15 protein-coding genes, 1 other RNA gene and 3 pseudogenes are annotated in these 23262 nt (G+C 62.5%); 7 read left to right on the forward strand and 12 right to left on the reverse strand.

What is annotated here, in order from left to right:
- Positions 1 to 72: 72 nt before the first annotated feature.
- Complete coding sequence (locus OWR21_RS01655) at positions 73 to 633, reverse strand: DUF2059 domain-containing protein (RefSeq protein WP_232042285.1); 561 nt, start codon at positions 631 to 633, stop codon at positions 73 to 75.
- Between the two features lie 128 nt (positions 634 to 761).
- On the reverse strand, positions 762 to 3431 hold the full coding sequence (gene gyrA / locus OWR21_RS01660) for a DNA gyrase subunit A (RefSeq protein ID WP_332394452.1): 2670 nt from the start codon (positions 3429 to 3431) through the stop codon (positions 762 to 764).
- A gap of 431 nt (positions 3432 to 3862) precedes the next feature.
- On the opposite strand from gyrA, the gene ompA reads away from it, so the two are divergent.
- The gene (gene ompA, locus OWR21_RS01665) at positions 3863 to 4519 is read left to right on the forward strand and encodes an outer membrane protein OmpA (protein ID WP_147218106.1); all 657 of its coding nucleotides are present in this window, start codon (positions 3863 to 3865) and stop codon (positions 4517 to 4519) included.
- A gap of 177 nt (positions 4520 to 4696) precedes the next feature.
- Here ompA and OWR21_RS01670 read toward each other — a convergent pair whose 3' ends face one another.
- Positions 4697 to 5203 carry a glycine zipper 2TM domain-containing protein gene (locus OWR21_RS01670; RefSeq protein ID WP_147218109.1) on the reverse strand — a complete coding sequence of 169 codons (507 nt, stop codon included), beginning with the start codon at positions 5201 to 5203 and terminating at the stop codon, positions 4697 to 4699.
- 160 nt (positions 5204 to 5363) lie between these two features.
- On the opposite strand from OWR21_RS01670, the gene ubiG reads away from it, so the two are divergent.
- From ubiG to ssrA, 5 genes and pseudogenes are all read left to right on the forward strand, one after another.
- Positions 5364 to 6080 carry a bifunctional 2-polyprenyl-6-hydroxyphenol methylase/3-demethylubiquinol 3-O-methyltransferase UbiG gene (gene ubiG / locus OWR21_RS01675; RefSeq protein WP_332394463.1) on the forward strand — a complete coding sequence of 239 codons (717 nt, stop codon included), beginning with the start codon at positions 5364 to 5366 and terminating at the stop codon, positions 6078 to 6080.
- On the forward strand, positions 6077 to 6766 hold the full coding sequence (locus tag OWR21_RS01680) for an HAD-IA family hydrolase (RefSeq protein ID WP_316874163.1): 690 nt from the start codon (positions 6077 to 6079) through the stop codon (positions 6764 to 6766). Before ubiG ends, OWR21_RS01680 begins: the two co-directional genes overlap by 4 nt.
- A gap of 117 nt (positions 6767 to 6883) precedes the next feature.
- A pseudogene (locus tag OWR21_RS12530) lies at positions 6884 to 8556 on the forward strand (AsmA family protein); the annotation flags it as partial.
- 54 nt (positions 8557 to 8610) lie between these two features.
- Complete coding sequence (locus OWR21_RS12535) at positions 8611 to 10656, forward strand: DUF748 domain-containing protein (protein ID WP_442968589.1); 2046 nt, start codon at positions 8611 to 8613, stop codon at positions 10654 to 10656.
- A gap of 30 nt (positions 10657 to 10686) precedes the next feature.
- Positions 10687 to 11043: a transfer-messenger RNA gene (gene ssrA / locus OWR21_RS01690) on the forward strand.
- A gap of 292 nt (positions 11044 to 11335) precedes the next feature.
- Here the strand turns inward: ssrA and OWR21_RS01695 are convergent.
- The 7 genes and pseudogenes from OWR21_RS01695 to OWR21_RS01725 form a co-directional block, all read right to left on the reverse strand.
- On the reverse strand, positions 11336 to 13921 hold the full coding sequence (locus tag OWR21_RS01695) for a fimbria/pilus outer membrane usher protein (protein WP_316888182.1): 2586 nt from the start codon (positions 13919 to 13921) through the stop codon (positions 11336 to 11338).
- Between the two features lie 126 nt (positions 13922 to 14047).
- On the reverse strand, positions 14048 to 14191 hold the full coding sequence (locus OWR21_RS01700) for a hypothetical protein (protein WP_332394453.1): 144 nt from the start codon (positions 14189 to 14191) through the stop codon (positions 14048 to 14050).
- The gene (locus tag OWR21_RS01705) at positions 14124 to 14744 is read right to left on the reverse strand and encodes a fimbrial biogenesis chaperone (RefSeq protein WP_332394454.1); all 621 of its coding nucleotides are present in this window, start codon (positions 14742 to 14744) and stop codon (positions 14124 to 14126) included. Before OWR21_RS01705 ends, OWR21_RS01700 begins: the two co-directional genes overlap by 68 nt.
- A 135-nt stretch (positions 14745 to 14879) precedes the next feature.
- On the reverse strand, positions 14880 to 15467 hold the full coding sequence (locus OWR21_RS01710; RefSeq protein WP_232042276.1) for a fimbrial protein: 588 nt from the start codon (positions 15465 to 15467) through the stop codon (positions 14880 to 14882).
- A gap of 335 nt (positions 15468 to 15802) precedes the next feature.
- A pseudogene (locus OWR21_RS01715) lies at positions 15803 to 18254 on the reverse strand (ATP-binding protein).
- A 189-nt stretch (positions 18255 to 18443) separates the two neighbouring features.
- Entirely contained in the window at positions 18444 to 20903 is a 2460-nt protein-coding gene (locus OWR21_RS01720) for an ExeM/NucH family extracellular endonuclease (protein WP_332394455.1), read from the reverse strand.
- Between the two features lie 189 nt (positions 20904 to 21092).
- Positions 21093 to 21427, reverse strand: a pseudogene (locus OWR21_RS01725) (RcnB family protein).
- A 249-nt stretch (positions 21428 to 21676) separates the two neighbouring features.
- Between OWR21_RS01725 and OWR21_RS01730 the strand changes: the two are divergent.
- Positions 21677 to 22309, forward strand: a complete 633-nt coding sequence (locus OWR21_RS01730; RefSeq protein WP_027677897.1) for a LysE family translocator — start codon at positions 21677 to 21679, stop codon at positions 22307 to 22309.
- 94 nt (positions 22310 to 22403) lie between these two features.
- On the opposite strand, the gene OWR21_RS01735 is transcribed toward OWR21_RS01730, so the two are convergent.
- Positions 22404 to 22631 carry a sulfurtransferase TusA family protein gene (locus OWR21_RS01735; RefSeq protein WP_004629370.1) on the reverse strand — a complete coding sequence of 76 codons (228 nt, stop codon included), beginning with the start codon at positions 22629 to 22631 and terminating at the stop codon, positions 22404 to 22406.
- A 47-nt stretch (positions 22632 to 22678) separates the two neighbouring features.
- On the reverse strand, positions 22679 to 23260 hold the full coding sequence (locus OWR21_RS01740) for an NUDIX hydrolase (RefSeq protein WP_147218133.1): 582 nt from the start codon (positions 23258 to 23260) through the stop codon (positions 22679 to 22681).
- Positions 23261 to 23262: the final 2 nt, after the last annotated feature.

The following is a 23262-nucleotide window of genomic DNA, read 5'->3' on the forward strand; positions in this document are numbered from 1 at the left end:
CCAAACAGCCATTATCTACCAACTGACAGCCCGACGGGGATTGTGTCCCGATCGTCTGTCTATGCCGGTCAATTACTTCGCAGCAGCGGCAACTTCCTTGTCAGCCATGTCGCGCATCTTCTTGCCGACTTGCGGACCGTACTTCTGCATCACGTTGCCCCACACTTCCTGCATCGCCTTGCCTTGGTTAGCCATGAACTTCTGGCCACTCGGCGTCTTCAGGAACGTGGTCAGGTCCTTGATTTCCTGGGTCGAGTAGTACTTGCCCAGCGAGTCATAGTGGGCTTGCAGCGCGTCCTTGCGGAAGGCTTCCGTGTCGAAGTCCTTGCCAGCGCCGTCGGTCATGCGTTGCACGGCGCCGTTCTTCTTGAGCTTGTCGACAGCGGCTTGCTTTTGCTTGTCGTTCAGAGTCTTGTTCTCGACCAGTGCCTGCTCCAGCACCAGCGGGGCTTCCTGCTTTGCGCCGTTGGCCAGCACTTCACCCTGACCCTTGATGGCTGCATCGACGTTCATCGTCGTCAGCAACTCTTTGATGGCCGCCGTCTTGTCGGCGTCGCCAGCCTGCGCGAACGCAAACAGCGGAGCGAAACCCGCCACCACGATCAGATGTTTGAGTTTGAGACTCTTGTGCATTGTTGCTCCCTTGAGATAAGCGTTGCGTTTAGGCCGGGCGTGTGACGCAAAAGTTCCGAGCCCCTGCCGCGCACAGGTCCGGCATCATGACAGAACTGCGCCTAACGGCAAGCAAAAGATGTTTCTAATTATGTCTCGCTGCTGTCATCCGACTGTGCATCGGCACTTGGGGCGGCATCCGCCGCATCGGCGCCTTCAACAGCATCCGCACCTTCAGCATCGGACTCCATCACACGTTGCAGCCCGGACAGCTTGTTGCCCTCACCCACCGAGATGAGCGTGACGCCCTGCGTGGCACGACCCATTTCGCGAATCTCGTCCACACGCGTACGGATCAGCACGCCGCCCGTCGTGATCAGCATGATTTCGTCTTCCGGTGCCACCAGCGCGGCGGCCACCACCTTGCCGTTACGCTCGGAGGTCTGGATGGCGATCATGCCCTTCGTACCCCGACCATGTCGGGTGTACTCGGAGATCGGCGTGCGCTTGCCGTAGCCGTTTTCGGTGGCGGTCAGCACACTACCGGCCACCGACTGGGCACCTTCGCCTTCGGTTTCTGCCGGTGCGACCAGCATGGCGATCACCTGCTGGTTCTCTTCCAGGTTCATGCCGCGAACGCCGCGTGCCTGGCGGCCCATCGGGCGCACGTCGTTCTCATCGAAGCGCACCGCCTTGCCTGCGTCCGAGAACAGCATCACGTCATGCTGACCATCGGTAATGTCCGCGCCAATCAGGAAATCGCCTTCGTCCAGATCCACCGCGATGATGCCGGCCTTGCGGGGGTTCGAGAATTCCGTCAGGGCAGTCTTCTTGACCGTGCCCTTCGAGGTGGCCATGAACACGAAGTGCTGTTCGTCGAACTGCTTCACCGGCAGGATGACGTTGATCTTCTCGCCCGGCGATAGGGGGAACATATTGACAATGGGCCGGCCGCGCGAGTTACGGCTGCCCTGCGGCACTTCCCAGACCTTCAGCCAATACAGACGGCCGCGGTTGGAGAAGCAGAGGATGTAATCGTGCGTGTTGGCGACAAACAGCGTGTCGATCCAGTCGTCTTCCTTCGTCGCAGCAGCTTGCTTGCCCCGGCCGCCACGCTTCTGCGCTCGGTATTCGGAAATCGGCTGGCTCTTCATATAGCCGCTGTGGGACAGCGTCACCACGAGATCCTGCGGCGTAATGAGGTCTTCTGTATCCAACTCCGTCGCATTGTGCTCAATCTGCGAACGACGCTCGTCGCCGAATTCGGCGCGGATAGCGGTGAGTTCCTCGACGATGATGGCGGTAATGCGCTCGGGCCGCGCCAGGATATCCAACAGATCGGCGATCTGAGCCATCACTTCGCGGTATTCCTGGACGATCTTGTCCTGCTCCAGCCCGGTGAGGCGTTGCAGGCGCATCTGCAGAATCTCTTGCGCTTGCGTATCCGACAGCTTGTAGAGGCCGTCGGCTTGCATACCAAACACGGGCAGCAGCCCTTCCGGGCGATACGCCGCACCGCCGCCCGAGGTTTCGCTTTCGGCGCGAACGAGCATGTCGCGCACGAGGCCCGAATCCCAGCTGCGGCTCATCAACTCGGCCTTTGCGACCGGCGGGGTCGGCGCCGCCTTGATGATGGCGATGAACTCGTCGATGTTGGCGAGCGCCACAGCCAGACCTTCCAGAATGTGGCCACGCTCTCGCGCCTTGCGCAGATCAAATACGGTGCGACGCGTCACCACCTCGCGGCGGTGCAGCAGGAAGCACTCCAGCATCTGGCGCAGGTTCAGCAGGCGCGGCTGGCCGTCGACCAGCGCGACCATGTTCATGCCGAACGTATCCTGCAGCTGCGTATTCTTATAGAGGTTGTTGAGCACAACCTCCGGCACCTCGCCGCGCTTGAGTTCGATCACGACGCGCATGCCCGACTTGTCCGACTCGTCGCGAATGTCCGAGATGCCTTCGATCCGCTTTTCGGTGACCAGCTCGGCGATACGCTCGAGCAGCGTGCGCTTGTTAACTTGATACGGCAGCTCGTCGACGATGATCGCCTGACGCTGACCGCGGTCGATATCTTCGAAGTGTGTCTTGGCGCGCATCACCACGCGGCCGCGGCCGGTGCGATAGCCCTCGCGGACACCCGAAATGCCGTAGATGATGCCCGCCGTCGGGAAGTCCGGCGCCGGGATCAGTTCGATCAGCTCGTCGACCGTCGCTTCCGGGTTGCGCAGCAAGTGCAAGCAGCCATCGACGACTTCGTTCAGGTTGTGCGGCGGAATGTTCGTCGCCATCCCCACCGCAATCCCGGACGAACCGTTGATCAGCAAATTGGGAATGCGCGCCGGCAAAACGGACGGTTCAGTCTCGGAACCGTCGTAGTTCGGCTCGAAATTGACCGTCTCCTTGTCGAGGTCGGCCAGCAGTTCGTGGGCAATCTTCGACAGGCGGATTTCGGTGTAACGCATCGCCGCGGCGTTGTCGCCGTCGACCGAGCCGAAGTTCCCCTGGCCGTCGACCAGCATGTAGCGCAGGGAAAAGTTCTGCGCCATCCGCACGATGGTGTCGTATACAGCAGTGTCGCCGTGGGGGTGATACTTACCGATCACATCCCCGACGATACGAGCAGACTTCTTATAGGGGCGATTCCAGTCGTTGTTCAGCTCGTGCATCGAGTACAAGGCACGGCGATGCACCGGCTTGAGACCATCCCGCACATCTGGAAGCGCGCGGCCCACGATCACGCTCATAGCGTAAGCGAGGTACGAGCTGCGCATTTCTTCTTCGAGCGATACCGGGAGTGTCTCTTTGGCGAATTGATCCATTGGGCGAACGGTGGGAGGTCCCTAGTGAGCGTAGTGATGCGCACTACAGGACGCTGCGGTTGCGCGAATAACAGAACATTTTACCATGCCGCAAGCCCCCGCCCCTCCAGCGCGCGAGCGACGCATCGTCAACCCCGGGCACGTTCCCTGCGACGGACGCCAAAACCGGCGAGCCAATCCCCATAAGGGTTTGCGAGCCATTTCCTGCCTTGTTGCGTACACACCACAAGGCCATGGCGCCCCGTTCGAATCGCTTATATTTGCTTTTTAGGAGTGCGTGCTTGTGGCACAATCCCCCAGCGAAGAGGCAGACATTGTTCGAAGTGGAGCCTTCACCACACCGAGAATGTTATACTCCGAAGAATGTATGACTTGTTTTCGTCCCATCTGCTCGCAGTCTTCTGCGGTGATCTCATCCTGAGAGGAGAAATATGAAAAAATTTGCCAAGCTCGCGTTCGCTGCAGCTGCGGTAGCCATGGCTGCGTCCGCTTACGCTCAGTCGGTGCCCTACGAAAAGAAGGCCGTCAACGACAACTGGGGTAACGGCACGAGCGAGTGGGTCTGGAAGAACGGCACGAACGAACTGTGCTGGCGCAATGGCTTCTGGACGCCGGCAACCGCCAACGCTCAGTGCGACGGCGCTCTGGCTCCGGCTGCTGCTCCGACGGCTACCCCGGCTGCTCCGGCTGCTCCGGTTGTGTCGAGCGAGAAGGTTACGTTCGCTGCTGACACCCTGTTCGATTTCGACAAGGCTGTGCTGAAGCCGGAAGGCAAGGCCAAGCTGGACGACCTGGTCTCGAAGCTGAAGGGCATCAACCTGGAAGTCGTGATCGCCGTTGGCCACACCGACTCGTTCGGCTCGGACAAGTACAACGACCGCCTGTCGGTCCGTCGTGCTGAAGCCGTCAAGGGCTACCTGGTCAGCAAGGGCATCGAAGCCAACCGTGTCTACACGGAAGGCAAGGGCAAGCGCCAGCTGAAGGTTGATCCGAAGTCGTGCAAGGGTTCGCGCAAGGCACAAATCGCCTGCCAGCAACCGAACCGCCGCGTGGACGTCGAAGTGGTCGGCACCCGCAAGGCTCAGTAATTCGGTTCACACCGGGAAAAAGCCCAGCGAAAGCTGGGCTTTTTTCGTCTATACATCAGGCGGGCGTCCCTTCAGAGGGCCGCCGGAAACTGGCAAACAAAAAAGCGATGGCGCATTTGGGGCGCCATCGCTTTTTCTGTTTGGGGCAATCCGCTGGCCCTTTTTATGACGCTCGTCTTATTGGTAAGAAGGTGTCGCCTGGTCGTTAGCCACCATGGCGCGATCGCCAACGCGCAGGTTGTTCGGGTTTCGCTGCGTGACGGTCGCGACGCGGCCATCATCGAGGCGCACGGTGATACGGTAGACGGTTTGACCACCGGCTCCGGCACGCTGCTCAACTTGATTGCCTGCATAGGCACCCAATGCTGCCCCGCCAATGGTTGCAACGGTGTTGCCCGTACCGCCACCCACTTGGTGGCCCAGAATGCCGCCGGCCACGCCACCGATGATGGTGCCCAAGATGCCCGGGCTATTTGCGGGGGCCTGCATCGGTTGGATCGATTCGACGCGGCCATAAAGCGCGCCCGTTTGCTGGGGCTGCCCACCATAAGCGGGTTGCTGACCATAGGCAGGCTGCTGACCATACCCGCCGTTGTAGCCACCGCCGTAACCCGGCGCCGCGCAGCCCGCGAGTACCGTGAGGCCCGCAACACCCAGCCCCATCAGAATCTGTTTGGATTTCATTGATCTCTCCTTTGAGCGAAGGTGACAGTTTGAGGAATTGCATGCGCGTTTGTTCACGTCTGTTTCAATGTGAAACCTTTTCGCGGACGCTGTGATTTGGTCGGGGCCACGGTTTTGGTACATTTCCTCACCTAGCCGATACGCCCTGGCGCAGCGCAACATGACGACCACACACGCGAACGCCGATGCCGGCGAACTCGAAAAATTCAGCGAACTCGCTCACCGCTGGTGGGACCCGAACAGCGAGTTCAAACCTCTGCACGAAATCAACCCATTGCGCCTTGACTGGATTCAGTCCATCGCGCCGCTGGCCGGCAAGCGCGTACTCGACGTCGGCTGCGGCGGCGGCATCCTTTCAGAGAGCATGGCGCGTGCCGGGGCCAACGTCAAAGGCATCGATCTGTCCCGCAAAGCATTGCGTGTCGCGGACCTGCACGGTCTCGAGGCCGGTGTTACCGTCGATTACGAGGAGATCGCCGCAGAAGCGCTGGCCGCGCGGGAGCCAGCCAGTTTTGATGTCGTCACTTGCATGGAGATGCTCGAACATGTGCCCGATCCGGCCTCTGTTGTGCGTGCATGCGCGACGCTGGTAAAGCCGGGCGGATACGTGTTTTTCTCGACCATCCACCGGAACGCCAAGGCGTATCTGCTGGCCGTCATTGGCGCGGAATACGTACTGAACATGCTGCCGCGTGGTACGCATGATTACGCCAAGTTCATCCGTCCTTCAGAGCTGAGCGCGTTCGTACGCGGGGCCGGGCTCCAGGCGCAAGAGATGCGCGGGCTGGAATACAACCCGATCACCGACCGCTACGCCCTCACGCGTGACACCAGCGTCAACTATCTGATGGCGACGCGTCGTCCGGCCGAGGCATGACGGCGCGCCAGTTTCCCGATCCGTTGGGCGCCGTGCTGTTCGACCTGGACGGCACGCTTGCCGACACGGCGCCCGATCTGGCCGCTGCCGCCAACAAGGTCCGCACCGACCGCGGCCTCGAACCGGTGGACTATGAAGCGCTGCGCCCCGTTGCCTCGCATGGCGCCCGGGGGCTGATCGGCGTGGCCTTCGGCGTTGGGCCGGGCGATGCGGAATTCGAATCGCTACGATTGGCATTTCTCGCCAATTACGAGGCAGAAATCTGTGTGCGTACGCAGCTGTTTCCTGGCATGGCCGAGGTGCTGCTGGAACTGGGCCGCGCAGGCATCCCCTGGGGCATCGTCACCAACAAATCGGGCCGTCTGACGGTCCCGCTGGTTGCACAATTGCCGCTCCCGGTGCCGCCCGCGTGCGTCGTTGCGGGCGACACCACGCCGCACGCCAAACCGCATCCCGCCCCGCTCCTGCATGCGGCCGAATCCATCGGCGTCGACGCTCGGCAGATTGTTTACGTGGGCGATGACCTGCGCGACATCGAAGCCGGCCGCGCTGCCGGCATGCCTACCATTGCGGCCAGTTACGGCTATTGTGGTAATGGGCCATCGCCCGTGGAATGGCGTGCAGACGCGTTGATTGCCAGCGCGTCCGAGCTGATTCCGTTGCTGCTCGAATCACAACGCGCCTGACCACGATGCCCGGGTGAATGCCCGGGCGCCGCACCTTCAGGACCGCCGCCTCCCATCGGGACGTGGCGGTCGACCGACTGACGAAGTGGGCCACGCCGTGGCCGGACCGACACCAGCATGAGCACCTCCCCCGATTCGCACCCCGATCTGCAATCGAATACCAACGGCTGGCGCGCACGGCTTGATCGCATACGCGGTACGGCAGGCTGGCAACGCGTGGCGCAGGTCGGTACGTCGCGACGGAGCAAGCGCATTGGGATCGGCGTGCTGATCTTCCTGGTGGTGTTCGGGCTGCTGGGCGCCTTCGGCGGCCCGCCGTTGCTGCGCCACCTGGCGCAAACGCAGCTCAGCAAACTGCTGGAACGGCCGGTTTCGGTCGGCAAGGTCAGCATCAACGCATACACGCTGCGGCTTGACGTCGACCAGCTCCACATTGCCGAGCGTGACGGCAAAACGCCGTTCGTCGATGTCGGCCATCTGCATGTCAACGCGTCGTGGAGCTCCCTCTTCCGCCGCGCCCCCGTCATCGAAGAACTCAGCATCGACGCGCCCCACGTGCGTATCGCCCGCACCGCCGAGCAACGCTTCAATTTCTCTGACATCGTCGACAGGCTAAGCCAGCCGGACAACCCGCCCAAACCAAAGTCCAACGAGCCAGCGCGCTTCGTCTTCGCCAATCTGCAGTTGACCAACGGCGCGATCGATTTTGCTGACCAGCCGCTGGGCACACAGCACAAGATCGAAGGCTTGCAGATCGGCGTGCCTTTCCTGGCGAGCCTGCCGGCCGACGTGGACATCTTCGTGCAACCGCTGCTAGCAGCGCGCATCGACGGAGCGCCGCTGCATTTCGCCGGCAAGACCAAGCCGTTTGCCGATTCTCTCGAATCGAACCTCAACGTCAAGATCGACGGCCTGGATCTACCCCGCTACCTCGGCTATGTGCCCGGCCCGTTGCCGGTGGCCGTGCTGCAGGGCAAGCTGACGACGGACCTGACGATCGAGTTCCAGAAGCCGAAGATCGGTGCCCCGATCCTTCGCGTGCATGGCACCGCCGGCCTCGACAACCTGGAAGTGATCGACACCAGAAAAGCACCGCTGGTGGCCGCCAAACAGGTGCGCGCAACGCTCGCCGACGTGCGCCCACTCGACAACGTATTCCACCTCGATGGGCTCTCGCTCGACGGCGTGCGCGTCGATGCCGCGCGTGGTGCCGATGGAGCAATCAATTTCGCGCAGCTCGGTGGCAAGCCCACACCTGCCGAGGCAAAGCCTGCCAAGGCCGAGCCCGCACCGACCACCAAGCCAAAACCGTTGGATGTGGTGGTCAGCAAGCTGCAACTGGCGAACAGCACCGTCCATTGGCATGACGCAACCACGCAGCCGGCTGCCGACCTGACGCTGGAAGACCTTCGCGGCGACATTGGCGTGCGCACGTTGGGCGGCCCGACCACGGTCGATGTGGGCGCCAAGCTGGCGCAAGGCGGCACGCTCAACGTCAAGGGCAACACGTCGCTGGAGAAGAACACCGGCGAGCTGCAGCTGACGCTGGAAGGCGTGAAGCTGGCTGGCATCGGCCCGTATCTGCGCCAGGCCGGGGCGCCGCAGTTGCAGAACGGCGCGTTGTCGGCCGACGGCAAGGTGACGCTCGACTTCGGGCCCGAAAAATTCAACGTGCTTGCCGAGCCGCTGACCGCAAGCCTGGCCGATCTGTCGCTGGCGCCCGCCTCGGGCAAGGACACCGCGTTGCGCGCCAAGCTGCTGCACGCGGATGTAAAGAGCTTCGACCTGAGCGCCCGCACCCTCGCACTGAACGAAGTGCGCGCCGACGGCCTGCAGATCGACGCATTGCGCAAGAAGGACGGCACGACCACGTTGACGCTGCTCGATGGGCCGCCCCCGCGGCAGGCAAGCCGACGGCGCCTGCCAAGTCCGGCGCAAAATCGAACGCCCCAGCCGAAAAGCCGTGGGCAGTGACCGTGCAGACACTGAAGCTGGACAACAGCGCCGTCGGCTTTGAAGACCAATCGAACTCGCGCCCCGTCAAGGTGCGTGTCGAGCCGCTGAATGTGGTCGTGCAAAACGCGTCGACCGATCTCGGCAAACCCGTCAACGTGCAGATTGGCGCGGGGCTGGGTACGAAGGGCAAGCTCGATGTGCGCGGCGAGGTGGTACCGCAGCCGCTGAAGGCCGACCTGCGCGTGAACTCGCAGAACCTGTCGCTGGCGGGTTTCGACCCGTATCTGGACAAGTCGTTGAACGCGGCGATTACGAGTGCGCTGCTATCGATGGACGGGCGCCTCGTCCTCAACCAGGGCAAGGCGCTGACCGTGAACTACCAGGGCAACGCGACGCTTGGCAACGTGCGCCTACAAGACCGTGTGAGTTCGGATGATTTCCTGCGCTGGCGCTCACTCGCGCTCAACCGCATCCAGGCCAACTACGACGGCACCACGCCGCGTGTGCGCGTGGGTGCTGTGGCGCTGTCGACGTTCTACGCGCGGGTCATCATCAACCCGAACGGGCGCCTGAACCTGCAGGACATCCGCGTGCAGCCGACCGAGGAGCGGCGCTCGCTGACCCAAAGCGAGCCTGCATCGGCGGCGGCTTCCGCCCCGGCAGCTGCGCCCGTGGTGGCTTCGGCCCCGGCTGCGCCCCCTGCATCGGCTGTTACCGTCACAGCCACCGGCCCCACGCCCAAAGCCGGCGGCGCCGGCCTGCGCGTTGACGCCATCACGCTGCAAGACGGCAACATTCGCTTCACCGACAACTTCGTCAAGCCAAACTACACCGCCAACTTGACCGCCATCGGAGGCTCGATCGGCACGATCAGCACGGCCGCCAACCAGACACCCGCAGATGTGACGCTGCGGGGCAGTGTCGACGGCACGGCACCGGTGGACATCCACGGCAAGGTGAACCCGCTCGCCCCCACGGCCTTCGTGGACCTGACGGCCAAGGCCGACGGCGTGGAACTGACCAACCTCACGCCCTACTCCGCCAAGTACGCCGGCTACCCGATCACCAAGGGCAAGCTGACGATGGATCTGCACTACCTGCTCGACCAGGGCAAGTTGACCGCTGACAATCACATCTTCATCGACCAACTCACCTTCGGCGACCGCGTGGAAAGCAAGGACGCCACCAATCTGCCAGTGCGGCTGGCGGTGGCACTGCTGAAGAATTCGCGCGGCGAGATCGACGTGCGCGTGCCGGTGTCCGGCTCGCTCGACGACCCGCAGTTCAGCATCGGCGGCGTCATCCTGCGTGCATTCGTCAACCTCATCGCGCGCGCCGTGACGGCGCCCTTCTCATTGCTGGCCAGCGCGTTTGGTGGCAGCGGCGGCGAAGAACTCGGCTACATCGAGTTCGATCCGGGCACGTCGAACATCAGCCAGGCATCGGTTGCCAAGCTGGACAAACTTGCCACGGCGCTCAAGGACCGCCCGGCGCTGAAGGTCGACATCGTCGGTCGCGTCGATCCGGAATTTGACCGCGACGGCCTGCGCCGGGAAGCCGTGAACCGCCAGATTCGCGAACAGAAGCTCAAGGACGCCGGCGATGCTGCCGAGGCAGATACCACCGTCAAGCCGGAGGAGGAGGCCAAGTACCTTGAACGCGCCTACAAAGCCGCCAAGTTCCCGAAACCCCGCAACGTGATCGGGCTTGCCAAATCGTTGCCGCCGGACGAGATGCGAAAGCTGATGGAAACCAATGTGCAGGTGACGGATGCTGACCTACGGGAACTCGCTCAACGCCGCGCCAACGCCGTTCATGTGACGCTGGCCGAACGTGTGGAGCCCGGACGTCTCTTCGTGGTGGCGCCCAAGCTCAATGCCGAGGGCATCAAGGACAAAGGTAAGACGACACGGGTTGATTTCGCGCTGAAGTGACCCATCTGTGGGATAATTCTATTCTTCTCTGGGGCCGACCTGGTTTCGACGTGGGTTGCGAAGCAGTGAGGGCATACCGAGGACCCGTCACCTCGTTAATCAATGGGAATGCAATAACTGCTAACGACGAACGTTACGCACTGGCAGCCTAAGGGCCGCCGTCCTCGCACTGGCTCGCTGACGGGCTAGGGTCGAAAGACTAGCGAGGTCATTTACGTCAGATAAGCTTTAGGTGAGTCACGGGCCTAGAGACGAAAACTTAGTGAATCGCCGTCGTAGAGCGTGTTCGTCCGCGATGCGGCGGTTAAATCAAATGACAGAACTAAGTATGTAGAACTCTCTGTGGAGGGCTTGCGGACGCGGGTTCGATTCCCGCCGGCTCCACCAAATGCAAAACCCCAACCGTTCTCGGTTGGGGTTTTTTCTTTTCGGCACACGCGCCTGCGGGACCTGCCCCGCGGAAGGATCGACCTAGCCGCTTCGGCTCACTGCAAGACATGCATGGCAGACGAGCCAGTCGAGCCGCCTCACGCCGCGCCAGTCATAGCTCATCGCAAAAACGACAGACGTATTCGCAGTGCCCATCCTTGCCTTGCCTTAATTGCGGCACTTTATGTCGAGGCCGGCAGCGGTGGCAACTGAAGATCGTCAAGACCGATGACGTTACGCCCGCCCGACCTCATCGGCAGCGCAGCGTCTGCCTCTGGTAGTTCCGTCCGGGTTCAGCCTGGCGCAACGCATATGGCGCCTGACACTGGTTGTCTTTCCACTTCACCGACAAGGTGCCCTGTTCCTGATTGAGCAGCACAAATGCATTCCCGTTCGGATCTGCGATGCCGAGGTGCCTGCCGGTTTGTGCGTCTTCCACGCTCGCGCCAAAAGGCACCGGCGTCCCATTCGCCTGCTGGAGTGCGAACTGGGCGCGCTGGCCGCTGTAACCCTTGAAGGTCGCCTGCACGATCGCGCCGCGGCGCGGCACCACCTGCTTGACGGTGTCCTCCAGTTCCACATCCGCACCCAGGTTATGCGTCTCGGGGCTCAGCGCATTCAGGCGATACGGCTGCGCATAGGTGATCACTGCGTACCCGTTGCGGCCGACCGACGTACCAGCATCGGTCTTCACGTCCACGCCCTTAAGCCCTTCCACCTTCATCAGCGCGAAGGTATCTCCCACGGTGCGGCTCAAGTTGACGCCGCCGCGATGGACCACAACAGAGCCCGTGGCGCCAACGCTAGTCGATTGGTAGTCGCGTGCAACGTTCACGTTGGCGTTGAGCTGCCCCATGTCGGTGTCACGGGTGATGCTTGCGCCGCCCGTGGCGCCGCGTCCAGTGCCGGTGTAACCGGCCTGCATGGCATACGAGGTTTTCTCGTTGACAAAGCCGCTCAGACCGCTCTGGACGTTGGTGCCGCCGTTGTTACTGTTACTGATATTGGTATACGCACGGCCCGACCGCAGCTTGCCACCCAGCGGAATCGACATCGTCAGCATGATTTGCTTGCTGTTGCCGTTTCCGCTAAACCGGGTGTCCTTCGTCTGGCTCAGGCTGAGGTTGTAGCTCAACTGTTTCCAGTTGTTGCCATAACCCACACTAAGACTGCGGCTCGACCCGGGCTGGTTCCAGTAGGTCTGCTGGCTGACGTTCAAGTAAACGCTGCCGTATCGGCGGTCCACGCCACCCAGGTCCTGGCTGGTCGTCAGGTCAATACGTGAGCGACTGCGCCCGGACTGAAAGCCGAGGCCGTTGACCCAACCATTGCTTGCGGTGCTGCTGAGATCGTTGACGTGATCGTTGAAGGTGCGGTAACCGGACGTCGAATATCGATAGGCAGCAAGCGTGAAGTTAGTGTTAGTGCTGGTAAATGTCTTGGCGTACAGAACCCGCACACTCTGCCCGGTGTCCCGCTTACCGCGCACCCGGCTGGTGGATTGGGTCACATCGACGGAAAGCGCGCCAATGGGTGTGTTGGTGCCGACACCCACGTTCACTGCCTGGAAGTCCTTTGATACCTGCAAGCCCCCAGCTACCGTACTGTTATCAGTCAGTCCATAGACGAGCGAACCGCTGACAAGATTGGGCGACGGGCCCTGCTCGCCATCGTATTTACCGGCGGCAAAGTTGTACTTGAGCCGCCCTTTGCGCAGCATCAACGGCAGGCTTGAAAACGCCTGGTGCGTGACACGCCTGCTGCCGTCGGCTTCGATCACGGTGATCTCAAGATCGCCGTTGGAACCGGACGGGAAAATATCGGTGAGTTGGAATGGGCCAGGCGGGACATTGGCCCGATAGAGAACATAGCCACTCTGACGTACCTCGATCACCGCATTGGTAGCGGCTTGTCCGCGCACCACCGGCGCGTAACCACGCTCGCTGTCGGGCAGCATGGCATCGTCGGCGCCGACTTGCACCCCGCGAAACCGCACGCTGTCGAACAACGTTGAATCGGAGTACTGCTCGCCGAGACTCAATTGGCCCTTGATGGCATCGACGTCGCGCTGCACCAGCGTGCGGTTGCTCTTGAAGCGGGTCTGGCCGCTGTTGCTTCCACTGACCGTGGACTCGTTTCTCAGTCGCCAACGGCCAATGTTCACGCCGTTCTGCAGGCCAATGAAATAGCTGCTGCTGTCGCTACCAATGCGAGTGTGGCCGTAGTTGCCGCTGAACTGGTAATTGACGTAGCCAGCTGTTACACCTTCGTCCCACAGAGCAGGGTCCACGTAGCCACGTGCTGCACGCGAGAGAAATGCCTGCGGAATGCTCAGATTCAGCTGCAGTCGGCCGGCGTCGAAATCGACTGAGGCCTGATCCATCACGTGTGGCAGATCAAGGCACGCCTGGCTATTGATGTCCAGCGGCGGGGTAACGCTGCTCAGATTGACGCCGAAGTCGTGCAGCATCTTGGCTGTCAGGCATGGGCGGAGCTGGGTTTTGTCACTGTCCTGATAAAAGTCGATATCACGGCGGCCCACCAGATTACCGTTGACTTCCACCTCGACCCGATAGGTGCCAGGCGGCACGCTGCTGCCGGAACTGAGCACGGCGCTCAGGTCCGCCGGGCGCCCTTGGCCATGCAAAAAGCTCGTGTTGTACGCGAGCAGCATTGAATCAGCCTGCGCAACGACCGTCTCCCCTTCGGAGGCCCGCGCGCTGTTCATCATCGCAAGACACACGGCCAGGTAGAGCGGCGTTGCGCTCGGGCGTGCAGCAGCCGCTTTTCCATTGGTCCTTCTGGAGACCGATTTGGTCGTCTGGCGGGTAGACATCGCAATGCTCGCTTCTGGCTTGGTGAATCGGGGGGGCTGTCACATAGGCAAGCTCCGCTACGGTTGGCGCGGGCTTATCCAGCCCGGGCGGGCTGGCGCAATCGAACCGGCTGGCAGCCGGCTCGATCAGTTGCCGGTGGAAACCGGCGTGCTCGGCTGACTGCCGTGCAAGGTGACGCGGTAGCTTTGGCGGCCGCCGTAGTCATTGATGACGTCGTAGCGCAGCTCCGGCACGGCGGTACTGGCCGGCAATTTCACCGGCAACGCCACCGTGGCGCCGGGGGCAACCATCTTCGCGTCGATGACTGGTTCTTCTGCGCTGCCGCTGTACCTTTGCATCGACCACGGTCACGTGGTAGAGACTCGGGTTGCTCAAACGCAGCATCGCCTTGCTGCCATCCTGGTTGAGCTGCCATTGCAGGCTGGCCGGAGCCTTCTGGGGGTCCGCGTTCAAACCAGCCGGCCGATAGAACACCTTGATGCGCTGGCGGACAGCCAGTTGCAATACGTTGTCGTTGTGGGCTGTCTGCGGAACCTCTTGTACATTCAACCAGAAGGCCGACTCACGATCTGCCGGCATACCCACGCCTTCGTACAGCACCCGCAGCATCTGCTGCTGCTTTGCTGCCAACTTGGCCAGCGGCGGAGTGATGGCAAACGGCAGTTGACCGTGCGCGCCTTCATCAAGCGGATCAAGCCACGCCTGGATCAATGCATCGCCACCATCGTTATTGACGACCACGGAGGTTTCCTTGTTCTTGCCGTCAAAGATCAGCCGCGTGGTGCTGAGGGAAATGCTGGCGTGACTCGCGGACGCAGCCAACGCGCACGCCAACGCCGCGCCAACGGCGCATCGTTTTGCTCTCATATCCGGAATAGCCTGTGAAGAATAGACGGCAGCGGCGTAATGACCGCTGCCGATTGAAGCCAGCCGTGTTGGCTGGCGCTTGTCTTACGCTTACTCGTAGGTGAGCGTGAACGGCAGGCTGGCGTTTGCAACACCCGGCTTGATCTTCGTCGGGTCTGCAGCCACATAGGCTGCGGCGAAGCGCACGTTGACTGCGCCGCCGGTCGACGGCACCGTGGTCTGCGCCAGCAGATCGCCATTGCTCAGGTCGAACGCGTTTGCGCCGGCGCCCGTACCTTCGTACACGGCAATGCTCACGCCTTGTGCGAAGCCTGCGGCGGTGTTGCCGTTGTTCACGCGCAGCGTCTTCTTGTCTGCGCTCAGCTCAGCCGTCTTGCCGGCGAACTTCATGCTGACCTTGGCGCCCGTCTTGCAGACCACGTCAATGTTGGCCGAGCCAGCGCCGTTGGCGAGGTTCTTCGGTGCAGTCAGCGTACCGATGTCATCGGCAGCAATGGTGCCCATGTCGACGTTGATGGTGCCTGCATCGCCTGCGAGCGAGGACACCTTGCAGGTGTCGCTCAGGATCGTGCCTTGGAAATTGATGACGCCATCCACCGACGTAGGCGTCGTTTGGGCCATTGCGGCGGCCGACAGCGTAGACATGGCGACGCCAGCCAGGAACAGTTTTGCTTTCATTGACTTACCCTTAGATTGAATCCGCGGCACGAACGTGCGGGATCTGGTCGAGAACAAATGCCTATCGAAGAAGGCAGGCGCAAGTATTCCAAGCGTGGCGGTCGCGCCATATCAGACTGTTCTGAAAAAGCGGGCGAGATTCGCGTTTTTGCTCGCACGTCGACGCTTTTGGCCATTCAGGCGCGACGCCTTTCACGTTGCGGAAGGTGGGGCTCGCTAGGCGGGCTGTCGAACGCGGAAATCGGAGCAGCACAAGGCTCCGTGCCGCCTCAGGTGAGGCGTACAAGGCATATGTGGGAATGCAAGGCGGGGTGAGGAACGCCCCGATGGCAGGCTCAGGTGTCAGTGCTGTCCATCGGGTGCAGCGATTGAAGCTCCGCCAGAAGCGCCTGTGCGTCTGCGGTGATGCTGGCAGACGGTTCTGAAAGATGCCGCTCCAACTCGCTTGCGGCCTCACGTGTTTGCAGGTCATCCACAACGGCGGCGGCACCCGATATTCGATGTGCCGCTCGACGTGCCTGCTCCACATTCCGATGTGCGACGCCCTGGGCAAGCATCTCAAGATCGGTTTTCATGGTCTGTCGATAGATCGCCAGCACGTCCACCGTCGGTGCCGCGTCGCGCTCTGCCGGCACCGTGTGGGCGTCAGAATCGCCATGGCCGCACCAGAGTTCGATCAGCTCCCGTAATGCGGCAAGGCGCAGCGGCTTGCCCAGAACGCCGTCCATGCCGCTGTCGAAGCACCGTGTGCGATGAGCATCGTCAGCCGCGGCGGAGATCGCCACAATGGGCGTGCGTTCGCTCCCGCGCCGGTGTTCGATTTCACGCATGCGCTGCGCGACGGTATAGCCGTCGATGCCCGGTAGGTTGCAGTCGAGCAGCACCATGTCAAACGCTGTCGAAGCGAATTGTTCGAGCGCCGCCTCGCCGGTGCCTGCGACGGTTGATCGGCAAGCCAGCGCATCAAGTTGATGCTGGATCGCGTGTTGCACGGCCTCGTGATCATCGACGATCAGGACTAGCGGTCCATCGTTCGATCCCGACAAGAGCGGTTTGATAGGCGGAGCCGGCGATGCCGCTTGCGCGCCAAGCGACGGATCCACGGGGGCCTGCGGTGATACCGACTCCGCGCCAGGTTCGCGCACCGGCAACATGACGGTGAACACCGTGCCGATCTCGGGGCTGCTGCTGACCGTGATCACGCCTTTCATCAGGTCGACTAATTCGCGGCAGATCGACAGGCCCAGCCCGCTGCCGCTGGCACCGCGGTTGCCTGGGCTTTCCACTCGCGCGTACGGCTCGAAGATATGCCGTTGGCGGTCCGGGGGATGCCCATGCCGGTGTCCCGGATTTCAAGCACAAGCGTGCCAGTACCCCGGCGCTTTCCGGGCAGGTAGTCGACGCGCAGAACCACCTTGCCGGCCTCGGTGAACTTGATCGCATTCACCAACAGGTTCAGAACGATCTGCCGCACGCGCATGGGGTCGATTTCGACGCTGAAATCTGGCGCGCACGCTAGATCGAGGAACAGCGCCAGCTGCTTCTCCTCCGAGCGCCAACGCACCATGTCGAGCGTCTGCTCGGCCCATGGCCCGATCTCGGTTCGCTGCAGCGCGAGCGTCACGCTGCGCGATTCGAGACGAGAGTATTCGAGAACATCGTCGAGCAGCGCGAGGAGTGTTTCCGATGCCGAGACCGCTGCATTCGCGCGGCTCGCCTGTTCGCCAGTCAGCTGCGAGCGCTGGAGCAGCTCCAGCGACGCAAGGATGGTGTGCATCGGCGTGCGGATTTCGTGGCTGATGAAGGCGAGGAACATCGCCTTGTCGCGCTCACTACGTACGGCCGCAACGCGCGCGCGCCACAGCACGTACGCCAGGATCGCGAAGGCCAGCACAACACCGCCAACCAGCGCAACCTGCCACCATCGGTAATGGAGGATCGACGAAAGCGACGGTGCGCCGTAGTCGGTGGTTTCCTGCCATCGGTGCCGGATGGCATCAGCCTCTGAGGCCGGAATGGCGGTGAGCGACTTATCGAGAATCGACGCGAGCACGGTGTTGTCCTCGCGCGTGACCATCGTCAGCGCATACGGACGATCCCAGATGCTGCCTGAGAGAAAAGCCGGCCCTTGAACTGGCGATTCAATTGCGGAAGGAGAGACGCGTCGGTCCCGAGGGCGGCGTCCGCCTCTTCGTTTGCGACGGCCTCCAGCGCATCGGACTCATCCTGAAACGTCAGCAACGTAACGGGTACATCGCTGTGGCGAATGGCAAGTTCGAGCCCGCCACCGCCTTTGATTGCAACCCGCTTGCCGGCCAGTTGCGGGAAGCCGGCAAACAGGTTTTCACGCTCGGCCGTGACGATTGCGATTGTGCCGACGTAGTACGGCGTACTTGCAGTGAACCCGTCTCGTTGGGGTGCCGCGTCGTAGTTCTTGCCCCAGTCCGGCAACATGTCGATGCTGCCGGACTTCAACGCTGCGACGGACCCTTTCCAGCAGGCGCCGTCGACATATTCGAAGCGCAACCCGCTCAGATCCGAAACCGCCTCGAGAAACGACGGAACGATGCCAACCACCTTGCCGCCTTCGACAAACTCGAACGGACGCCAGTGCGCGTTGACGCAGGTGCGCACCACCGGATGCGCAGCAATCCATGCATGTTCTTCCGGCGTGAATAGCGAGGTCGCTGCCGCATGGCTGCCCGCGGACGTCAAGCCAAGCCAACCGCCCAGGATCAGCGCGCGCACCATCGCCGCTACATTATTCACAGCATCCCCAGTCGCCATATCGGAATCGATTGCATCAGCGCGTCGCGTTTGCGACGTTGCCGAGCTGCCATTCCACAAGCTTAATTCAGTCCCGAGCCAGATGGCCGGAAACTGCCTTCAGGCCGTGTGGAGCGGTCAGCGAACGCACGGATGCGATTCGACCGGTGACGGGGCTGTCGCTTGTCGCCCGGGGAAGAACGCGGACGCTCAAGACCGACACGCGCGACGCCGCGCCAGGGCTACTGCAGCGGCGGCCAGCGCGAGCCCGACGATCGGGTCCACCGCACCGGCACCTCCCTCCCCTGGGCTGCCTGGGGCACCGCCCGCCGCCGCATCGCCTTCCGGACTCGTGCCGCCACCTGCAGCTTGCGTAGTGAGCGCGAGGTCGACCAGCACCGGATCGTGGTCCGACGAGCGGTACGCGTCCGGCGCGTAGAACGTCTGCTGCTGCTCGGCGCTCTTGTAGGCAAAGGAATATTCCAGCGCAATCGGCTCATCGGCGTTGATGTGCCATTCGTGCACGGCACGCACACGCTCGGCCAGGCCCGAATCAGCCAGCGCATGGTCGATGTAGCCGGCTTCGCCGCCATAGACGTAGCTGTAGGCATTCTTGCCGACGAACTTCGCCACCATGTCGGCATAGCCCTTGTCGGCGAACAGCACGACGGGGTCTTCCTTGGCATAGCTGTTGAGGTCGCCGATCAGGAGCTTGCCGATGTCTGCCACACCGGTCGGCGAGGTCGCGAGCCAATCGGCGATCAGGCCGGCAGCGCGGACGCGGGTGGGGTTCCAGCAGCTTTGGCCATCGCCCTGGTCGGCGTCCTTGCCGGTCGCGCCGGAGCAGCCCTTCGACTTCAGATGATTGACGACCACCGTGAAGTTCTGCGTGCCGCCGATGCGCCGGAAGCTGCGCGCCAGCGGCTGGCGGTTCTTGTCGTCGATGGCCAGGGTGGCCGGCACGCCAACCGGTTCCACGGTGCGGCTGTTGTAGAGGATCGCCACCGTGATCGCATCGCTGCCGAGCTTCGGCACGCCCGGATCGACGTAGCGCCAGTCGGCACCAAGCTGGCTCGTCAGCCGGCGGATGGCGCTGAGGCTGCCGTAGCCGTCGTTCTCGATTTCCATCAGGCCGACCACGTCAGCGTCGATGGCGCGGATGGCGGCGACGATCTTGGCCTCCTGGCGTTCGAACTCCGCCGGTGTCTTGGCCCCTCGATTAGCCGGATCATCGAAGCCGGCGCCTTTGCCGTCACCGTTGAAGTAGTTCAGCACGTTGAACGACGCCACGCGCACATCGGCCTGGGCGTGGCGAGCCGGTGCGCCAGCACGCGGGTTCGGGGCGGCATTGAAAGCCGGTGCAGCCGCGCCCGGCACGGGCTGCAGGCGCCAGGCGTTGTAGCGCATTTCCAGCGCGCCCTGCACGCCGCTCACCGTATAGCCGGCGCGCACGGGGTTCGCGGCCGACAAGCCCGGCGCCGGATAGCGAACGGTGCCAGGATTCTGCTGATTGGAGCCGTCGTCGAGCACGATGCGGTTCAGCGCATTGGCCGCCGCCTGCGCTGCCGCCCCATTCCCGGGAGGCGCCACGTTTGTGGGCAGCGGCAGGCGCCCGTTGCTGAGCAGGACGCTGCCATAGCGCCCCAGCTCGTACGTTTCGCTCACCGTCAGCGTTTGCGGCAGGCGCACGAGCATCCCTTCATATGCCGACAGCGCCTTGGCATCCGCCACGGGCAACGTCACATCGACGGGCGTCACGCTGTGGCCGCTGGCGCAGCTTGCGATGCCATTCGTGGCCAGCGTCAGTTGCGTTTGGCCGTACTTTTCCTCGACCTGGCCGACGAGGTGGACGAGGTCGCCAGCGCGGGCGCTAACGCCGGGCGCATAGACGAACAGACCTTCCGACACGCCGGGCAACCTGCGGCGCTGTGCGTCCGGTTGTTGCACGAAGAAGCCGTTGAAACCGTTGGTGCCGCTGTAGTCGGCGGTCACGACCGCTTCGATCTCGACGTTCTGACCGGCCAGCGGCGAAGTCGCGCCCGCGCCCTGCACATCCGCAAGGTGTGTTGCCGGCGCGCCGCACACGGCAACGACCGGCGATGGCGGCGTGACCGTGCCCTGCCCGTTGTACAGGCCAAGATCGGAAAAGTCGTCGATGTTGAACGCGTCCCATTGGACGGATGGATCGAAGGCCGCCGTGATGTTCGTGTCGCCCGTCTTCACCGTGCCTTTGCGGCGCAGCGTGTGGTCCTTCGTACCAGCGCTGGCTGTGCCCCAAAAGCCGGACGGCGGCTGATAGCCGACTTGGCCGATGCGATCGACAACGACGCCGGAGCGTGTCAGCGTGAGCGCGTCGTCGCCGTTGAACGAGAACGCCGTGGTCTGGTTGACGCGCGTGCCGAGCGCGCTTGCCAGCGTGCTGTGGGCCATCACGTGAACGGCCCCGGGCGCCAGCTTGCCCGAGAGCGAAAACGAAGCGGTGGGCGTGCTGGCGCCATTGTTGTACTGCTCGATCTTGTAGACCGACAGATCGGCCTCGGTGCCGTCCGGGTTGTAGATTTCGATGGCTTTGTTGTTCGAACTGCCTTCGACGTACTCGCTGATAAGAAGCTCGGCACGAGCAGGCAACGCCGCGAACAGCACGACGGGAAGGAGGAAATGCAGGCGCATGGGGATCAGGGGATGGGGAGAAATGGTTTCGGCATACCTTCAACAACGCCGATGACGCACGCATGGCGCGCCGTCGCCGGTCGTTCAGCATTCTGTAAGCCGAGCCATCCAGGCAGCCCGCCCTCACCAAAAAATGAAAAACCCGCGACGCTTTCGCAGTCGCGGGTTTTTTATGCAACGGATCGCTTATCAGCCGCCGATCGTCACATTGAAGACAAGGCCATCGGGCCTCACGAGGTAGTAGCCGCCATCTACACCGACCCAGTGGTAACCGCGCGGCGGGGGTGAAAGACGATGCTCGCGCCAGTCGTCAATGATGTATGGCGATCACGGTATTCGGGTGGAATGCGCTCACCGCGGTGCCACCGGTGAGCCATCTCGCGATCGGCTCGACGGTCCATATCGACACGTTCTTCGTGGCGGTCGCGGTCCCAGCGGTGGTCGCGCTCTTGCGCATGGCTGGCCAGCGGTGCAAGCGCAGAGACGGCCAGCATCAACGACATCAGTAACTTGGTCTTTTGCATGGATTGGCTCCTTGAAGCGTCCGGACATGCCGGACCTTGTTTCCACTCTATGCCGCCCCTCCGCTCCAGGCTGTGACGAAGCACGTTAAGGATGTAACAGTGGATTTTCGAGTGCCGCGTGCGCCGCCTGAGCCGTCAGTGGACCAATACAGAATTGCCAGTTTTTGTGATTTTCTGTACCTGTCGGGCCATCGACACCGGGTGCTAGCCTGCAAGCTCCTCACCTTTGCCGCCGATTGCACATCTGCCATGCCCACCCTCACCAATCTGCTGACCTTTGCCTTGGTTGCGCTCGGCATGGTGCTGACGCCAGGCCCGAATATGATCTACCTGATCTCGCGCTCGATCTGCCAAGGGCGCAACGCGGGGCTGGTGTCGCTGGCGGGCATCGCCACAGGCTTTGTCTTCTACATGCTGTGCGCCGCATTCGGCATCACCGCCTTGCTGATGGCCGTGCCGTTTGCCTACGATGCGCTGCGCTTTGGCGGGGCCATCTATCTGCTGTACCTCGCCTGGCAGGCAGTGCGGCCGGGCGGCCGGGCGCCGTTCCAGGTGCGCGAACTGCCGATGGACAGCCCGCGCAAGCTCTACACGATGGGCTTGCTGACCAGCCTGCTCAACCCGAAGGTGGCGGTGCTGTATCTGTCGCTGTTGCCGCAGTTCATCGAGCCGGCGCACGGCAGCGTGCTGGTGCAGTCGGTCTGCCTGGGGGTCACGCAAATCTGCGTGAGCGTGACGGTCAATTCGATGATCGCGGCGACGGCGGGCAGCATCGCCGCGTTTCTCTCGCGCAAGCCGAGCTGGCTGTCGGTCCAGCGCTACCTGATGGGCACCGTGCTGACCAGCCTGGCGCTGCGCATGGCGATGGAAGCGCGCAAGTAGCCGCACACAGTCGATCAAAAGATCTGCCGCCGAATGAAAACGGGGCGATCCAGCCAAACCGGATCGCCCCGTTTTCTTTGAACGCGCTGCCAGATCAGCGACGGCGCATATAGAACGTGAACACCTTGTCGTGCTCGCTGTGCTCCAGCAGCTCGTTGCCGGTCTGCTTGGCAAATGCCTGGAAGTCCCGCGTGGCGCCGGGGTCGGTGGCAAGAATCTTGAGCACGTCGCCGCTTTGCATGTCGGCAAGCGCCTTCTTCGTGCGCAGGATGGGCAGCGGGCAATTCAGGCCGCGCGCGTCGATTTCCTTTTGAAACTCCATGTCTTCCTCAGTGGTACGGGCAAGCGGCGCAGTACCGCTCGCATCAGTCATTCCGGGATTGTAACGAGCCGCGTGGGTTGCCACTGGCGCGGCGGCGGCTCGGCTGGTTCGCCGGTACGGATGTCGATGTAATTGACCGGCAGGCCGCGCGCGGTCAGGAAATCGGCGACGGCATAGCCGGTGCCGGCCGTCCACGGACGGACTTTCTCAAACGGCTTCAAGCGGTATTCGACCAACTCTTCCGACAACGCGATCTCGCCATCGGCCACCACGTGGTACGCGATGATCAGTTCGTTCTTGCGGATGAACTCATACACGCCGATCAGCGAGATCGATTGTGCGTCGAGGTTCGTCTCTTCCTTCAGCTCGCGCGCGATGCCCTCTTCGGGCGTCTCGTCGCGTTCGAGAAAGCCCGTGACGAGCGCGAACATGCCCTCGGGCCACAATGCGTTGCGCGCCAGGAACATCTGCCCGCGATATTCGACAACCGCCGCCAGGACGGGCAGCGGATTGTTCCAGTGCACGAAGCCGCAGTCCTGCGCCGGGCACGCGATGCGCAAGCGCCCGGCGTTGTGCTGCTCGACCAGCGGCGTGGCGCATTGCGGACAGAAACGGTAGTCGAAGCTCATGG

Source organism: Ralstonia sp. 1B3 (genome assembly GCF_036631435.1).

Bases quoted from the DNA above. Each gene is read 5' to 3' on its own strand.
- OWR21_RS01655 (WP_232042285.1), bottom strand. From the start codon at position 633: ATGCACAAGAGTCTCAAACTCAAACATCTGATCGTGGTGGCGGGTTTC.
- gyrA (WP_332394452.1), bottom strand. From the start codon at position 3,431: ATGGATCAATTCGCCAAAGAGACACTCCCGGTATCGCTCGAAGAAGAA.
- ompA (WP_147218106.1), top strand. From the start codon at position 3,863: ATGAAAAAATTTGCCAAGCTCGCGTTCGCTGCAGCTGCGGTAGCCATG.
- OWR21_RS01670 (WP_147218109.1), bottom strand. From the start codon at position 5,203: ATGAAATCCAAACAGATTCTGATGGGGCTGGGTGTTGCGGGCCTCACG.
- ubiG (WP_332394463.1), top strand. From the start codon at position 5,364: ATGACGACCACACACGCGAACGCCGATGCCGGCGAACTCGAAAAATTC.
- OWR21_RS01680 (WP_316874163.1), top strand. From the start codon at position 6,077: ATGACGGCGCGCCAGTTTCCCGATCCGTTGGGCGCCGTGCTGTTCGAC.
- OWR21_RS01695 (WP_316888182.1), bottom strand. From the start codon at position 13,921: ATGTCTACCCGCCAGACGACCAAATCGGTCTCCAGAAGGACCAATGGA.
- OWR21_RS01710 (WP_232042276.1), bottom strand. From the start codon at position 15,467: ATGAAAGCAAAACTGTTCCTGGCTGGCGTCGCCATGTCTACGCTGTCG.
- OWR21_RS01720 (WP_332394455.1), bottom strand. From the start codon at position 20,903: ATGCGCCTGCATTTCCTCCTTCCCGTCGTGCTGTTCGCGGCGTTGCCT.
- OWR21_RS01730 (WP_027677897.1), top strand. From the start codon at position 21,677: ATGCCCACCCTCACCAATCTGCTGACCTTTGCCTTGGTTGCGCTCGGC.
- OWR21_RS01735 (WP_004629370.1), bottom strand. From the start codon at position 22,631: ATGGAGTTTCAAAAGGAAATCGACGCGCGCGGCCTGAATTGCCCGCTG.
- OWR21_RS01740 (WP_147218133.1), bottom strand. From the start codon at position 23,260: ATGAGCTTCGACTACCGTTTCTGTCCGCAATGCGCCACGCCGCTGGTC.